This is a genomic window from Faecalibacterium prausnitzii (assembly GCF_019967995.1).
In the GTDB taxonomy this organism is placed as follows: Bacteria; Bacillota; Clostridia; order Oscillospirales; family Ruminococcaceae; genus Faecalibacterium; species Faecalibacterium prausnitzii_E.
In genome coordinates this window covers 612,435-627,684 of the sequence record NZ_CP065377.1, presented here as the reverse complement: position 1 = coordinate 627,684, position 15,250 = coordinate 612,435, and the positions used below count along the sequence as shown (strand labels likewise).

Below are 15,250 nucleotides of genomic sequence, written 5' to 3'. Positions count from 1 at the left end.
TTTTTTCGGAAAAAGCTTTTTCTCCAAAAATTGGACACTTGTACTAAGAAACCTTTCCCGCCTTTGTGTAAAATCCATCCGTTCCCTCTTGCTTTTTGCAAAAAACACTGATATTATATTCTTGAGGCTGCTGGGTGTCTGCATCTGCCTGCGCCTTGCAGCTCATTCGTACGCCCCCAGAAGACCGCCGAAAAGCGGTTTTTCAAAGGCTCATTAGTTAGATTATGCTAACCATCGAGAAAATGGTAAAGAGCAAGGAGGTTCCAATGATCGATTTTGAACAGTGGGAAGGCTTTGAGGGCCGCATCTGGAAAGAGGAAGTCAACGTCCGCGACTTCATCCAGAAGAACTATACCCCGTACGACGGCGACGAGTCGTTCCTGGCCGGCCCCACCGAGGCGACCAACCAGCTGTGGGGAGCTTTGCAGAAGCTTCAGAAGGAAGAGCGCGCCAAAGGCGGCGTGCTGGATATGGAGACGGAGGTCGTCAGCAGCCTGACTTCTTACGGCCCCGGCTACATCGACGAATCACTGAAGGATCTGGAGCAGATCGTCGGTCTGCAGACTGATAAGCCCCTCAAGCGCGCCTTCATGCCCTACGGCGGCATCAAGATGGCAGAGCAGGCCTGCACCACCTACGGCTACCAGCCCAGCGAAGAGCTGCACAAGATCTTCACCGACTACACCCGCACCCACAATCAGGCTGTCTTCGACGCTTACACCCCCGAAATGAAGAAGGCCCGTCACACCCATATCATCACCGGCCTGCCCGACACCTACGGCCGCGGCCGCATCGTCGGCGACTACCGCCGCGTGGCACTGTACGGCATCGACGCGCTGATCCGGTTCAAGCAGGAAGACCTCGCCAACTGCGGCGACGGCACCATGACCGATGACGTCATCCGCCTGCGTGAGGAGATCGCCCGCCAGATCAACGCTCTCAAGGGCATGAAGAAGATGGCCGAGGCCTATGGCTACGACATCTCTCAGCCCGCAAAGAACGCCAAGGAAGCCTGCCAGTGGCTCTACTTCGGCTACCTGGCCGCCATCAAGACCCAGAACGGCGCTGCCATGAGCGTGGGCCGCATCTCCACCTTCCTGGATATCTACATCCAGCGCGACCTCGACCAGGGCATCCTGACCGAGAGCGAGGCCCAGGAGCTTATCGACCACATGGTCATGAAGTTCCGCATGGTCAAGTTCGCCCGCATTCCCAGCTACAACCAGCTCTTCTCCGGCGACCCGGTCTGGGCCACCCTGGAAGTGGGCGGCATCGGCATGGACGGCCGCAGCATGGTCACCAAGAACTGCTACCGTTTCCTCCACACGCTGGAAAACATGGGCCCTGCCCCGGAGCCGAACCTGACCGTTCTCTACTCCTCTGCCCTGCCCGAAGCCTTCAAGAAGTACGCCGCCAAGGTCTCCATCGACACCAGCTCCGTCCAGTATGAGAACGACGATGTGATGAAGCCCGTCTGGGGCGACGACTACTCCATCTGCTGCTGCGTGTCTGCCACCCAGACCGGCAAGGAGATGCAGTTCTTCGGTGCCCGTGCAAACCTGGCCAAGTGCCTGCTGTACGCCATCAACGGCGGCGTGGACGAGAAGAGCCACGAGCAGTGCGGCCCCAACTACGCCCCCATCACCAGCGAGTACCTGAACTATGACGAAGTTCTGCCCAAGTACGTCCAGATGCTGGACTGGCTGGCCGGTCTGTACGTCAATGTGTTGAACCTCATCCAGTATATGCACGACAAGTACTACTACGAAGAGGCTGAGATGGCCCTCATCGACACCGATGTCCGCCGCACCTTCGCCACCGGCATCGCAGGCTTCTCCCACGTCATCGACTCCCTGAGCGCCATCAAGTACGCCAAGGTCAAGGCCCTGCGCGACGAGACCGGCCTTGCCACCGGCTTTGAGATCGAGGGCGACTTCCCGAAATACGGCAACGACGACGACCGCGCCGACGAGATCGGCGTCTGGCTGCTGAAGACCTTCCTGGAGATGATCAAGAAGCGCCACACCTACCGCAACTCCGAGGCGACCACCTCCATCCTGACCATCACGTCCAACGTCGTCTACGGCAAGTACACCGGCGCTCTGCCCGATGGCCGCGCCGCCTTCACCCCGTTTGCCCCCGGCGCGAACCCCAGCTACGGTGCCGAGCAGAACGGCCTGCTGGCCTCTCTGAACTCCGTGGCCAAGCTGCCCTATCACTGGGCGCTGGACGGCATCTCCAACACCCAGACCATCAACCCCGACGCGCTGGGCCACAGCGAGGGCGAGCGCATCGAGAATCTGGTCCAGGTCATGGACGGCTACTTCGACCAGGGTGCCCACCACCTGAACGTCAATGTCTTCGGCAAGGAGAAGCTGCTGGACGCCATGGAGCACCCGGAAAAGGAAGAGTACGCCAACTTCACCATCCGCGTCTCCGGCTACGCGGTCAAGTTCATCGACCTGACCCGCGAGCAGCAGATGGACGTCATCTCCCGCACCTGCCATGCAGCCCTGTAACCCCATCGGGTACGTCCACTCGCTGGAGAGCTTCGGCTCCGTGGACGGGCCCGGCGTCCGGTTCGTGGTCTTTCTGCAAGGCTGCGCGCTGCGCTGCAAATACTGCCACAACCCGGAGACCTGGGCCGACGGCGGGGAAGAGTGGACCCCGGAACAGCTGTTCCAGCGGGTCTACCGCTACCGCAATTACTGGGGCAAAAAGGGCGGCATCACCGTCAGCGGCGGCGAACCGCTGCGGCAGATGGACTTCGTGACCCGCTTGTTCCAGCTGGCCCGCGCCAAAGGCGTGCATACCGCGCTGGATACCGCCGGGGAGCCGTTCCGGCAGGACCCTGCGTATCTCGCCCGTTTCGACGCGCTCATGCAGTCCACCAGCCTGGTCATCCTGGACCTGAAAGAGATCGACCCCGAAAAGCACCGCCAGCTCACCGGCAGGGACAACGCCAACATCCTTGCCATGGCCCGGCACATCTCCGACCTGGGCGTCCCGCTCTGGATCCGGCATGTTCTGGTGCCCGGCCTGACCGACGACGAAGAGGGTCTGCGCAGGACCGCAGACTTCATCCGTTCGCTGAAGACCGTGCAGCGGGTGGAGGTGCTGCCCTATCACACGCTGGGGCTGTTCAAGTGGCAAAAGCTGAACATCCCCTATCCCCTGCCCGACGCGGTTCCGCCCACTGCGGAACAGGTCCGCCGGGCTGAGGACCTGCTGGAGGTCCGGAGATACCCCGGCTGACGGTCCTCTCTGAATCAAACCACCCCCGCCCTTCGGCGCGTTGCAGCGCTCTGAGGGGCGGGGGCGTTGTTTTTCCGTACACCAAAACAGCCACCGCACCAAACGTGCAGTGGCTGTTCGTGTTTCAGTCTGCGGCTTCGCTTTCCGCAGCCTCATATTCTGCAAAGCTGTCGTTTTCTTCCTCCAACAGTGCGGTGGCTTCGGTCTGTTGGGCCATCCGATCCGCAGACCAGTTCAGCTGGACTTCGCCGTTCAGCGTCAGGGTGTAGCTGCACCCCGGCTTTACGCTCCCGCGGTTCAAGTCTTCTTCCGCGTTCCCTGCGGTGCCGTCGTAGAAGAAGGTCACAGAAGCAGGCCGGGCCGCCTGTTTCTGGATGATGTCGGTCAGCTTCCGGCAGTCCATGGCAAACGCCGCCTTCTTCTCATAGGGGCCGAACAGTTCGATGTTCAGCTGCAATGTGCCAAGGCCGCTGTTGAGTTCCGCTGCGGCAGCGTCCACCGTTTCGGCATCGCCGTAGTAGTTTTGCAGCCAGGCGGAAAGGTTCCGCAGTTCGATCTCCGGTGCTTCTTCACCGATGGCATGGTACAGCCCCTCTTCGTATTCAGCGGCGATCCTGGCCACCCGCATTTCGTTTTCGGGGCCGAAGCGGTCCAGCATCATGGGCAGTGCCCCCACGCACAGGCAGACGACCATCAGCAGCAGGCAGTAGAAGACGGACAGGAAATCGTACTTCCACTTTTCCGGCCTCGCTGCAAAGTAGAGCACCTCGCCGCCCAGCAGGCAGAGCCCTGCCGCCGGGGCGATCTTGAGGGCCAGCTCCCAGTTGAACTGCGGCACGAAATAATAGCAGAGGAAGAACACGCCCACCGCCATCAGGCCGAAGCCCAGCGTCAGGCTGCCCACCCGACGCACCGGAGCTTTCTCGGTCTTATTCGATTCCATCGTTGCCCTCCGTGGTGTCACCCGTCTCCATCTCCCCGGCAGCCGCTTCGTCGTCCTCTGCGCTCCTGCGGTTGATGCTGTTCAGGATGGCCTGCACGTTCACCTTTTTGGGGGCAGGCTGGTATTCGGTGAAGTCCTCTTCCGCCGATTCGGTCTTCGGGGCGCTCTTTTTTGCGGTCCTGGGGCCTTTGACCAGCCAGATGCCGCAGACGATGAGCACGACGCAGACCAGAACTTCCGGCAGCTGATCCATCACCAGATAGAGCGCCCGGAAGATCGGGCTCTCCTTGCCCCAGCGCCAGAACAGGTCGCCAAGGGTGTTCATGATGATGTTCTGATAGGCCATCATGCCACCGCATGCGATGAGCAGCCAGCCCAGCAGCTTGTGCCGTTCGGCCATCAGCTGTTCCAGACGCCGGTCCCTCGTGTCAAAATGGACGAGGTAATCGTCCGCCGGTGCAGCGTCCAGGCCGATCTGCGCCCGCAGATTGAAGGTGTCGAAAAAGCTGTACATATAAAGAATGGGTGCGCCGATATAAAAGATCTCGATTCCCATCCAGGCACCCAGGGCGACGGACAGGCAGAACATCGTGATGATCGACAGGCCGCGCTTCATATAGCCCTGATACATCTCACCTGCGCCCGGAATCAGCGCAAACAGCAGGGTCAGAATTCCGTTTTTCTTCATAAGTGGATTCCCTCATTTCTCAAGTATTTGGGGTCGTGCGGGGGCTGTTCGTTACGCCATCCAGCAGTTTTTGCAGCGGTCTGGGGAGCTTGCCCGCGCTCTCGCGGTCGGCCCTCGTTTCCACCGGCTTGCCGAGCGGTTCCGGCTTCTGCGGCTCCGGTTCGGCCTCCTGGCTCTGGGCAGGAGGAAGGATGGTGTTCAGCTCACTTCCCAGCCGGGTGATCCGCCCCAGGGTCCCGGCTTTCCACATCGACAGGGCCAGCACCGCCGCCACGCTGGCCACGGCCACCCGGCCATAGGTGTTCTGCATCAGCCGCACCCAGATGGTGCTCATCACGGTGCCGCGCATCGACCGGGGCGGTGTTTCCAGCGCATCGGCTGTCAGCAGAGCCGTATAGCGGTCCATGCAGGCATCGCAGTAGGACAAATGCTCTGCCGTCTCCAGCCTCCCCAATTCATCCAGCTGCCCCGCCGTCAGGGCGCGGAGGCCCTCGTCCGTCAGGCATCCATCATCCCGAAACCATTCCATCTTCGCTCCTCCTTTCCTGGCGGATCGTTTCCGCCAGCATCTTCTTTGCCCGGTAGACCTGTGCTTCCACCGTCTTTTGCGGCCGCCCGCAGAGGGCAGCGGCTTCGGCAGCGGTGTGCTGTTCCAGCAGCATCAGGCGGCAGGGCGTCTTGTAGGGTTCCCGCAGGTTCAGGATCATGTCAGTCAGCCGCGCCTCGCCCAGCTCCTCCAGCACCCGCTGTTCCGGCTCATAACCGGGCGGGGCACCTTCCAGCGCCAGCACATCGTCGCCGGGGGTATTCACCCGCCGCACCCACGCGCTGCGCAGATGATCCTTCGCCTTGTTGGAGGCAATGCGCGCCAGCCATTGCTTTTCGTAGCCGGGCGGGCAGCGGTCGATGGCCCGCCACGCCGCCAGGAACGTTTCCTGGGCCAGGTCCTGCGCATCGCCTGCATCCGGTACGAGCTGGTGGCAGACGGTGTAGACGAGCCCCTGATACTTCTGCACCAGCGCGCTGAATTCCAGTGTGGTCAACGGTCCGCAGGACCTCCTTTCTGCAATGTCCGGGGCGGTTTTGCTGCCCCTCTGTCTCTTCATACGAAACAGGCCGAACGTTTCCTGCAAAAGATCCAAAAATTTTTCTGCCTGCCGCCCTACTGGCAAAGCAGGAAGCGTTCTGTTATAATGATATTATCACAAAAACCGCAGGAGGAAAAGCCGATGGCCTCAAATACGAAGCAGGCGTTGCTGCAAGCGCTTTCCGCCGCCGAGGGCGGCTACATTTCCGGCCAGCGGCTGGCCGAGACGCTCGGCGTGAGCCGCGCCGCCGTCCACAAAGCCGCTGCCGCCCTTGCGGCCCAGGGGTACGCGCTGCACTCCGCCCCCCGCCGGGGCTACCGGCTGACCGGCGGCGACCCATTCTGCGCCGAGGCCGTGGGCAGCTACCCTGCGCCCATCTACCTCTACGACAGCCTCGAAAGCTCCAATCTGACGGCCAAGCAGCTGGCGCTGACCGGTGCCCCGCACGGGACGCTGGTGCTCACCGGCCACCAGCAGGCCGGGCGCGGGCGGATGGGCCGAGTCTTCGAAAGCCCTGCCGGCAAGGGCGTTTACCTTTCGCTGCTGCTCCGCCCGGACCTTTCCGCCGCCGATGCCCAGACCGTGACCATCGGGGCCGCTGTCGCTGTGGCGCGGGCCGTGAAGGCCCTCTGCGGGCTGGAGCTGAGCATCAAGTGGGTGAACGACCTCTACTATCAGGGCAGGAAGGTCTGCGGCATTCTGACCGAGGCGGGCACCGACATCGAGAGCGGCCAGCTGGAATGGCTGGTGGTGGGCATCGGCCTCAACCTCACCACGTCCCCTGCCGACTGGCCGGAGGAACTGGCCCGCACCGCAGGCAGCCTGTATCCGGGCGGCCCCTCCCCCGTTGGCCGCGCCGCACTGGCTGGGGCCATTGCGCGGGAGCTTCTGGCCCTCTGCCCGGACTTTTCGTGCCTCGACGAATACCGCGCCCTCTGCTTCGTGCCAGGCCACTGGGTCACGGTCTGCACCAACCGCGAGACCTACGCCGCCAAAGCCCTGTTCATCGACGGCTGCGGCCAGCTCGTCGTCGAGCGCGAGAACGGCCGCACGGTCGCCCTGCGCCACGGCGAGGTCAGCATCCACCCCGCCCGCACGACCTGAACCGGGCCTGAAAGCAGGGGATTCTTCCACCAAAAACTTTTTTCAAAAAAGCGCTTGACATTTCCGGTTTCCATGGTATAATTACTATCGTTCCGAGCGACACGGCTCACGAACGAAAACAAAATATGCGGATATGGCGGAATTGGCAGACGCGTTAGATTCAGGTTCTAATCGGGGCAACTCGGTGGAGGTTCAAGTCCTCTTATCCGCACCAAGAAAAAACAGTACACATTGTGTACTGTTTTTTCTTTTTCGGTGCGAAAGAGGACTTGAACAGGGCGGCGGCGCATAGCGCCGCAAGCAATCAGCCCAGTGGGCTGTTGCTTAGCCCGCGGTTCCTGGACCCATAGGAATGTCTACCGGGAGAACTCCCGCTGATTTGTTTTTTCCTTGCGCTCTTCTACGCAGATCAGAGGACTTGAACAGCAACAACGACGACCGTTGCCTGCACTTACTTGCCCGGATGCCGGATGCGGCAGTCATCCGGCTCCCAAGTGGATGGCATCGCAGTCTTCTCCCCCGGTTACGGCACAAAGAACTGCTCCATGTTGACGTGTTCCATCCGCAGCAGTTTTTCCTTTTTGTCGATGCCGCCCGCATAGCCGGTCAGGCTGCCGTTCGTTCCGACGACCCGGTGGCACGGGATAAGGATCGCAATCCGATTGTGCCCGACGGCACCGCCCACTGCCTGTGCAGACATGCGGGGCCTGCCCTGCTTTTCCGCCAGCTGCTTTGCCAGCGCACCGTAGGTCGTGGTCTGGCCGTAGGGGATCTGCAGCAGCAGCTCCCACACTGCCTGCCGGAAAGAGGAACCCATGGGATGGAGCGGCGGGGTGAAACCCGGTTCCCGGCCGCTGAAATAGACCTCCAGCCAGCGCTCTGCCTGCTGCAGGATGGGCGTTTTCTGCGCTGTGTGTTCCGGGTCCAGACCCTCGGCAAAATACAGTTCGCCGTCAAACCAAAGCCCTGTCAAGCCCACATCATCTGCCGCCAGCAGGATGCCGCCCAGCGGGGAATCGTAATGCAGTGTGTACATCATAGCAGATACCTCTTTCCGGTTTTCTTTTTGATGCCCTGATTATACCATGCTCTTCCCCGCAGGGGGAAGGGAATTTTCCCAGCAAAAAATGGGAGGCCGCCCCAGTCGTTCAACAGAGGCGGCCTCCCGGCCTTTTATTCGGTTTTACTGTGCGCTTGCGTAGTTGGCTGCGCTCTCACCGGCGATGCGGCCAAAGACCACAAAGTCGGCCACGGCGGTGCCGCCCAGACGGTTTGCACCGTGAACGCCGCCCGTCACTTCACCGGCTGCGAACAGGCCGGGGATGACGGTGCCGTCTTCCTTCAGCACCTCGGTGGCGCTGTTGATGGTCACGCCGCCCATGGTGTGGTGGACACCGGCGGTGACCTTAATGGCATAGTAGGGGCCATTGTTCAGCGGGTTTGCAAAGCTGGTGCGGCCAAAGTCGGGGTCGTTCTTGGCCTCAACATAGCTGTTCCAGGTCTCCATGGTGTTGGCGAAGGCAGCAGGATCAACGTCCAGCTCCTTGGCCAGCTCTTCGTAGGTCGCACCAGTCTTGGTGTAGCCCTTCTTGATGTAGCCCTGGATGACGCTGGACGCATCGGCCATGGCCTGATCGACGATCAGCCAGCTGTAGCTGCCCGGCTGTGCGATCTCGGCAGCAGAGACCACGTCGCGGGTGCCGACTTCGTCGACGAAGCGCTCGCCGTTGGCGTTGACGAGGATCGCGCCGTCACCGCGCAGGCCCTCGGTGATGAGGGCGGCGGTGTTGGCCTCGACGGTGGGGTGGATCTGGATCTGGTCCATATCCACAGTGCCTGCGCCGATGGCAGTCGCCATCTCAATGCCCTGGCCCTGTGCGCCTGCGGCATTGGTGGTCATGAAGCCTGCCAGTTCGGGCTTGTACTGGGTGACCATATCGAGGTTGGCACCGAAACCGCCGGTGGCCAGAATGACGCTCTTAGCGTTGACGACGACGGTGTTGCCGTCCTTATCGGTACCGGAAACGCCCACGGCTGCGCCGTTGGCATCGGTCAGGATGGTATCCACGGTGGTGTTCAGCACGATGTCGATGCCGCGCTTCTCGCAGTTCTCCTGCAGCAGCGGGATCATGTAAGCGCCCACGGAGACGACCTTGCCCTCTTCATTGACCGGGCGGTGGATGCGCTTGACGGATGCGCCGCCGAAGCTGGAGACGTTGTGCAGGGTGATGCCGTTCTCATCCAGCCAGTCGATGGCGTCTGCCGTGCCTTCGCACAGGGTCTCGACCAGCTCCGGGTCATTGATGCCCTTGCCGCCGACCATGGTGTCCAACTCCATCAGCTCTACGCTGTCGAAGTAGCCGGTGGGGTTGGCCTGATAGGCTGCCCACTGCTCGGAAACGGTCTTGGCCAGTGCGGTGATGGTCTCATTGTCGGCATACTTTTCAGCAGCCGTTGCCAGCGTCTTTTCCACACCGGCAGCCTGATCGAACTCGTTCTCGTCCTGATAGACGGTCTTGGCTGCATTCATGCCGCCGGTAGCGCGGGCAGAGTTGCCGCCCACCATGGCCTGGCTCTCCAGGATGACGACCTTCTGGCCTGCATCAGCAGCGGTCATGGCGGCGGTCATTCCTGCGCCGCCGGCACCGATGACGACGACGTCGGCATCATAGCTGACGGTCTCGCCGTTGGCGGTCTTGTCTGCCTTGGCCATATAATCGTCAGGGTTCAGGCCGGCCTCGGTCAGAGCAGCCTTGGCAGCCTCCACGAACGCATTGGAGGTGATGGTTGCACCGCTGATGCTGTCGAGGTTGATGGTGTTGCCTTCCACAACTTCGCCGGGGAACTGCTCAATGACCACCGAGCCAATGCCGGGGGTCTCCTCGTCGCCCTTGGCGGTGCAGTCGGTAATGACGTTGTCTGTCAGGGTCAGGGTGACGGACACATCGCCCATGCCCTTGGCCGTGCCGGTAAAGCTGCCGGACACGCCGCCTGCTGCGCTGGTGGAGGATGCGCTGCCGCCGCATGCGGTCAGGAACATCGCACCTGCCAGGAGCAGCGAAGCCAGAACGTTCTTTTTCTTCATGGATACTTCTCCTTGATCTTGATTCATTTCTTCTCGCAGACCGGCACATTTGCCAGCCACCCCGATATGATACCAGATAAACAATCGTTTCACAATCTTTTTGAGTGGAAAAAGTCGGTTTGTAACCTTTTTGTGATAAGTTTGTGACGAATGCTCCGTTTTTCTCAACTTCGAGGATGTGCTGCATGCTGCTGCACCATGCGCAGACAAAAATAAAACAGCCCCTGTGTGTTTGCACACGGGAGCTGTCAGATGGGTGGGCGCGGGTGGATTGCGCGAGCCGCGCATCTAAAAAAGCCCCACTGGGGCTTTTTTGCCCGCCGGACTGTACGGTGGGCCGATGCTGTTCGAATCCGCCCGCATTCGTGAGTTTCACGCACATACAAAACAAAAAGCTCCAACGTAATAGTTACGTTGAAGCTTTTTTGGTGGAGCGAAGTCAACCAAATCCGAACCATTGCCCGCTGGGGCATCTTTGGCGGCGATTTCATCGAAAGTGATGGTTTTTGTGCCGTCTTTGTAGTTGAACGCAATCAAAACTTTTTCATCATAGAGATAAACAACATTCACGAAGGTGTTGATGAGCGTTTCCCGGTGGCTTTTCACCCTTGTGTCCAGCTTGCGGAGTCGGGTCAGCCAGAAACGGATCTGGTTCTCGCTCAACCGAGGCTTTGCAATTTTCTCCTCGGCAATGCGGACTTCCAGCTCTTTCTGCTGTTCTTCCAGCTTTTCCAGACGTGCCTTGGTGGAGTTGGTCAGCACACCTGCCTGGATGGCGTTCAGCATATTCTCGATGCTGTTCTCTACCTCGTGCATCTGCTTTTCCAGCAGGGGCAGGGTGGTGTTTTCCTGCTCTTGCAGTTCCATCACCTCGGCAACGATGGCATCAATGACCGCATCATCCTGAATCAACTTCATGGTTTCCGCCACGACCAGATCTTCCAGCCACTCCTTGCGGACGGTCTTTTTCTTGCAGGTCTTGGTGCGCTTGGCGTTGGCACACTTATAATAATGGTGTACCACCTTATTCCGGCCTGTGCCGCATTCCCCGAACATCATCGCACCGCACATTCCGCAGAACAATTTGGTGGTCAGCAGATAATCGTCCTCGGCCTTGTGGTGGGCAGGCGCGCGGCGGTTCTTTTCGATTTTCGCCTGTACGCGGTCGAATAGCTCCTTGTCCACGATGGCGGGGATGCTGTCCGCATTACGATGTCCTTAAAGTGGTTTTCTCCGATGTACCGACGGTTTGACAGCAGCTTCCAGACGCTGTTGTAGGTAAACTTCTGGTTGCGGTTGGTGGTCACGCCGCTATCATTCAGCCAGTTCATGATTTCCTTCATGCTCGCACCATCGTCGTATTTCTGGAATGCCTCGACCACAAAGGGAGCTTTCAGCGGGTCGATTTGAAAGAACTTCTCCTCGTCCACCCTGAAGCCGATGGGAACGGTACCGCCGTTGTACTTGCCCTTCAGAACATTCTCGGTCATGCCGCGTACGACCTTTTCAGACAGCTCTGCCGAGTAGTATTCAGCCATGCCGGTGAGCATACTCTTGACCATGATTCCGGCAGGCCCTTCCGAGATTGGCTCGGTGGCAGATACCAGCTTGACATGATTCCTCTCTAACTGGTACTCATAGTGTGCCGAATCATAGCGATTCCGGGCAAAGCGGTCGAGCTTCCAGACCAGCACAATGTCAAACAACCGTTTCTCGCTGTCCTTGATCATCTGCTGGAAGTCCGGGCGGTTGTCGGTTTTGGCGGAAAGGGCACGGTCGATGTAGTGCTTGACCACAGTGATGCCGTTCTTTTCGGCATAAGCCGTACATTCACGAATCTGGCCTTCGATGGATTCTTCGCGCTGGTTATCCGATGAATAGCGGGCATAGATCACGGCGGTCATGGCAGGCACCTCCCATTTAGATATTGTTGAGCAACAGATACTACGCAGCAATTGTTTCGTATAATTTATACCATGAATTTTACGTATTTTCAATTACTTTGAAAAATTCTCATGAGGTATATCGCCTTGAAATTTATAAAAAGGAAACACTTGTAATATTGTGTTGCATCTTATAAAATAGAGGTATCAACAGTTTGCTCTAAGATAGCAAAGGCAGGTGCATCGTTATGACTCCGGAAGCAAGAGCGAGGGAACAGATCGATAACAGATTGTGGCAAAGTGGCTGGACAATTCAGGATCTGAAACAACTAAATCTGACGGTTGCTTCCGGTGTTGCAGTGCGCGAGTTCCCTACCAATACCGGTCCGGTGGATTATGCACTTTTCATTGAGGGAGTGCCAGTTGGTGTTGTAGAGGCAAAGAAAGACGAAGAAGGTCAAGCACTGACAGATGTGGAAACGCAGTCCAGCCGCTATGCAAATAGCCAGTTCAAATGGGTAAAGCGGGAGTACAAGGTTCGGTTCGCCTACGAAGCCACTGGCGAATTGGTGCGTTTTACCGATTACGCAGATCTTAAATACCGTTCGCGCGAGGTATTCTCGTTCCACCGCCCGGAGACGTTGAAACGCTGGCTTGCTGAACCGGATACTGTGCGCAACAATCTGAAGCGTATCCCGCAGCTGGATGAATCGGGCTTCCGCAAATGTCAAATCAGTGCAATTCATGGTCTGGACACTTCTTTTTCAGAAAATCGACCGCGCGCTCTTGTGCAGATGGCAACCGGCGCAGGCAAGACCTTTACAGCCATTACTGCCGCCTATCGGCTGTTGAAATACGGCAGAATGAATTGCATCCTGTTTCTGGTAGATACCCGCAGCCTTGGTGAACAGGCCGAGCGCGAGTTCATGGCATACAAGCCCAATGATGATCCTCGCAGCTTTTCGGAATTGTATGGTGTACGCCGGTTAAAAAACTCTTATATTTCCGGGGATGTACAGGTCTGCATCAGTACGATTCAGCGGATGTATTCCATTCTAAAAGGGGAAGAACTGGACGAACAGGCAGAAGAGATTCCCTTTGCGGAATATGTCACCGCCGAAAGCAAAGCACCAAAAGAGGTCGTCTACAATGCCAAAATTCCGCCGGAGTTCTTTGACTGTATCATTGTAGATGAATGCCATCGTTCTATTTACAATGTATGGAGTCAAGTGCTTTCCTATTTTGATGCGTTTATCATCGGCCTGACCGCTACGCCGGATAAGCGAACCATCGGCTACTTCAATGAAAATTTTGTCAGCGAATATACGCGAGAGCAGGCCGTTCTGGACGGCGTTAACGTTGGCGAGGACATTTATCTGATTGAAACCGATGTGACGAAAAATGGTGCAACCATCCTAAAGCAGTTGATCGAGCGGCGTAACCGCCTGACGCGCGCAAAACGCTGGGAGCAGATGGACGAGGATGTGTTCTACACACAGTCCAAGTTGGATAAGGATGTCGTAAATCCAAGCCAGATCCGTGCTGTGATTCGCACCTTCAAAGAAGCACTCCATACCACGTTGTTCCCCTACCGGAAAGAAGTCCCCAAAACGCTGATTTTTGCCAAGACGGACAGCCATGCAGACGATATTGTGCAGATCGTCCGGGAAGAATTCGGCGAAGGAAACGATTTTTGCAGAAAGATCACTTACAGTGCGCAGAATCCGGAAGCCGTTCTCAGCTCGTTCCGGAATGACTACAACCCACGTATAGCCGTTACTGTGGATATGATCGCGACCGGTACGGATGTAAAGCCCATCGAGTGCCTGCTGTTCATGCGGGATGTGCGCAGCAGCAATTACTTCGAGCAGATGAAAGGCCGCGGCACCCGCACGCTGAGCAAGGATGATTTACAAAAGGTAACACCTTCTGCTACGGAAAACAAAGATCATTTTGTGATCGTGGATGCAGTGGGTGTAACCAAATCCAAAAAGACCGAGACCCGCACGCTGGAACGCAAGCCAGCGGTTTCCATGAAGGAACTGATGATGAACATTGCACTCGGTGCGCGGGATGAGGATACCTTGACTTCTCTTGCAAACCGTGTGATTCGTCTCAGCCGCAGGATGGAACGCAGCGAACACAAGCAGTTCAAAGAAACCGTAGGGGAAACCGCAGAGCAGGTTGCGGAGAATCTGCTGAATGCCTTTGATGAAGATGTCATTCATGCCAAAGCGCAAACAAAAAGCGGTGTGCTTACGCCCGCACCGGAACAGCTTGCACAGACCCAGAAAGAGCTCATCGAACAGGCCGTTGCACCTTTCCAGAAGCCGGAAGTTCGCGATTTTATTGAAAATGTCCGCCGCAGCCATGACCAGATCATCGACAGCGTCAATTTGGACAAGGTACTCTTTGCCGGTTATGACACTAATCAGGAGGAAACGGCAGACCGGGTGATTTCTACATTCAAGGATTTCATCGAGGAAAATAAAGATGAGATCATTGCCCTGCGCATCATCTACAATGAAACGTATAAAAAACGTCCGATGGTACTGAAAAATCTGACGGAACTGTATCAAAAACTCAAAGCAAAGGGCATCACGGTCGAGCGTCTGTGGGATTGTTATGCCATCAAGCAGCCTGGCAAGGTAAAGAAAGGCACACTCGCTCAGCTGACCGATCTGATTTCTATTATCCGTTTTCAGATGGGCTATACGGATACCCTTTCGCCCTTTGCCGACCGGGTAAACTATAACTTCAAACAGTGGACTTTCCGCCGCAATACCGGTGCGGTTCACTTTACCGCTGAGCAGATGGAATGGCTGCGGCTGATCAAGGAGCATATTATCACATCACTGAGCATTCTGCCGGAGGACTTGGAGTATACGCCGTTTGACAGCAAAGGCGGCTTAGGTGGGTTCTATCGGGTGTTCGGAGAAAAGTATCAGGAGATTTTGGATGAAATGAATGAGGAATTGGTAGCGTAAGGAGAACTATATGAACCCATTTGAATTATTTAGCTTCGCAAAATTGTTTTCAACTGTGATGAATGGGCAAATGTCTGTATCCTCAGCAGAAATGGAAGCTGCTTGTAAATTACTTAAGGAAATGGCAGACAACAATCAGTGCATGACATCTGAACAAAAAGAAGCCTACAAACTCATGGTGGATTGCGCTAAGGAAGCATCGAAAGGAAAACAGTAA

Annotated in this window: 11 protein-coding genes, 1 tRNA gene and 1 pseudogene; 6 read left to right on the top strand and 7 right to left on the bottom strand. The window is 57.4% G+C overall.

The genetic code is table 11. From position 1 onward, the window contains the following. The first annotated feature begins 266 nt into the window (after window positions 1-266). Window positions 267-2,519: a formate C-acetyltransferase gene (gene pflB, locus I5P96_RS03020; RefSeq protein ID WP_207686744.1), complete on the top strand. Its 2,253-nt coding sequence runs from the start codon at window positions 267-269 to the stop codon at window positions 2,517-2,519. After that, window positions 2,506-3,255: a pyruvate formate-lyase-activating protein gene (pflA, locus tag I5P96_RS03015; RefSeq protein ID WP_097791362.1), complete on the top strand. Its 750-nt coding sequence runs from the start codon at window positions 2,506-2,508 to the stop codon at window positions 3,253-3,255. The genes pflB and pflA overlap by 14 nt, the downstream gene beginning before the upstream one ends. 124 nt (window positions 3,256-3,379) lie before the next feature. On the opposite strand, the gene I5P96_RS03010 is transcribed toward pflA, so the two are convergent. Genes I5P96_RS03010 through I5P96_RS02995 form a run of 4 tightly spaced genes read right to left on the bottom strand, consistent with a single transcriptional unit; the run spans window position 3,380 to window position 5,905 of the window. Continuing rightward, complete coding sequence (locus I5P96_RS03010) at window positions 3,380-4,198, bottom strand: hypothetical protein (protein ID WP_223383043.1); 819 nt, start codon at window positions 4,196-4,198, stop codon at window positions 3,380-3,382. Beyond that, window positions 4,185-4,886, bottom strand: coding sequence for a hypothetical protein (locus I5P96_RS03005; RefSeq protein ID WP_223383041.1), 702 nt, complete (start codon window positions 4,884-4,886; stop codon window positions 4,185-4,187). Before I5P96_RS03005 ends, I5P96_RS03010 begins: the two co-directional genes overlap by 14 nt. A 19-nt stretch (window positions 4,887-4,905) precedes the next feature. Continuing rightward, a complete protein-coding gene (locus I5P96_RS03000) occupies window positions 4,906-5,415 on the bottom strand; it encodes a hypothetical protein (RefSeq protein ID WP_223383040.1) in 510 nt (169 codons plus the stop codon). Continuing rightward, window positions 5,396-5,905, bottom strand: coding sequence for an RNA polymerase sigma factor (locus I5P96_RS02995; protein WP_118554013.1), 510 nt, complete (start codon window positions 5,903-5,905; stop codon window positions 5,396-5,398). The genes I5P96_RS03000 and I5P96_RS02995 overlap by 20 nt, the downstream gene beginning before the upstream one ends. 210 nt (window positions 5,906-6,115) lie before the next feature. On the opposite strand from I5P96_RS02995, the gene I5P96_RS02990 reads away from it, so the two are divergent. Next, window positions 6,116-7,078: a biotin--[acetyl-CoA-carboxylase] ligase gene (locus I5P96_RS02990; protein WP_223383037.1), complete on the top strand. Its 963-nt coding sequence runs from the start codon at window positions 6,116-6,118 to the stop codon at window positions 7,076-7,078. A 127-nt stretch (window positions 7,079-7,205) separates the two neighbouring features. Further along, window positions 7,206-7,292 (top strand) — tRNA-Leu (locus tag I5P96_RS02985). A 309-nt stretch (window positions 7,293-7,601) separates the two neighbouring features. On the opposite strand, the gene I5P96_RS02980 is transcribed toward I5P96_RS02985, so the two are convergent. The 3 genes and pseudogenes from I5P96_RS02980 to I5P96_RS02970 form a co-directional block, all read right to left on the bottom strand. Continuing rightward, window positions 7,602-8,117, bottom strand: coding sequence for a methylated-DNA--[protein]-cysteine S-methyltransferase (locus I5P96_RS02980; RefSeq protein WP_223383035.1), 516 nt, complete (start codon window positions 8,115-8,117; stop codon window positions 7,602-7,604). A 144-nt stretch (window positions 8,118-8,261) separates the two neighbouring features. Beyond that, the gene (locus I5P96_RS02975; protein WP_223383034.1) at window positions 8,262-10,163 is read right to left on the bottom strand and encodes a flavocytochrome c; all 1,902 of its coding nucleotides are present in this window, start codon (window positions 10,161-10,163) and stop codon (window positions 8,262-8,264) included. Between the two features lie 248 nt (window positions 10,164-10,411). After that, a pseudogene (locus I5P96_RS02970) lies at window positions 10,412-12,067 on the bottom strand (recombinase family protein). Window positions 12,068-12,294: 227 nt separating this feature from the next. Here I5P96_RS02970 and I5P96_RS02965 point away from each other — a divergent pair. Next, window positions 12,295-15,033, top strand: coding sequence for a type I restriction-modification enzyme R subunit C-terminal domain-containing protein (locus I5P96_RS02965; RefSeq protein WP_223383032.1), 2,739 nt, complete (start codon window positions 12,295-12,297; stop codon window positions 15,031-15,033). 10 nt (window positions 15,034-15,043) lie between these two features. Then, entirely contained in the window at window positions 15,044-15,250 is a 207-nt protein-coding gene (locus I5P96_RS02960; RefSeq protein ID WP_097778893.1) for a hypothetical protein, read from the top strand.

Excerpts from the sequence above, each read along its gene's own strand:
- pflB (WP_207686744.1), top strand. The coding sequence starts at position 267 with ATGATCGATTTTGAACAGTGGGAAGGCTTTGAGGGCCGCATCTGGAAA.
- I5P96_RS03000 (WP_223383040.1), bottom strand. The coding sequence starts at position 5,415 with ATGGAATGGTTTCGGGATGATGGATGCCTGACGGACGAGGGCCTCCGC.
- I5P96_RS02975 (WP_223383034.1), bottom strand. The coding sequence starts at position 10,163 with ATGAAGAAAAAGAACGTTCTGGCTTCGCTGCTCCTGGCAGGTGCGATG.
- I5P96_RS02965 (WP_223383032.1), top strand. The coding sequence starts at position 12,295 with ATGACTCCGGAAGCAAGAGCGAGGGAACAGATCGATAACAGATTGTGG.
- pflA (WP_097791362.1), top strand. The coding sequence starts at position 2,506 with ATGCAGCCCTGTAACCCCATCGGGTACGTCCACTCGCTGGAGAGCTTC.
- I5P96_RS02990 (WP_223383037.1), top strand. The coding sequence starts at position 6,116 with ATGGCCTCAAATACGAAGCAGGCGTTGCTGCAAGCGCTTTCCGCCGCC.
- I5P96_RS03010 (WP_223383043.1), bottom strand. The coding sequence starts at position 4,198 with ATGGAATCGAATAAGACCGAGAAAGCTCCGGTGCGTCGGGTGGGCAGC.
- I5P96_RS02960 (WP_097778893.1), top strand. The coding sequence starts at position 15,044 with ATGAACCCATTTGAATTATTTAGCTTCGCAAAATTGTTTTCAACTGTG.
- I5P96_RS02980 (WP_223383035.1), bottom strand. The coding sequence starts at position 8,117 with ATGATGTACACACTGCATTACGATTCCCCGCTGGGCGGCATCCTGCTG.
- I5P96_RS03005 (WP_223383041.1), bottom strand. The coding sequence starts at position 4,886 with ATGAAGAAAAACGGAATTCTGACCCTGCTGTTTGCGCTGATTCCGGGC.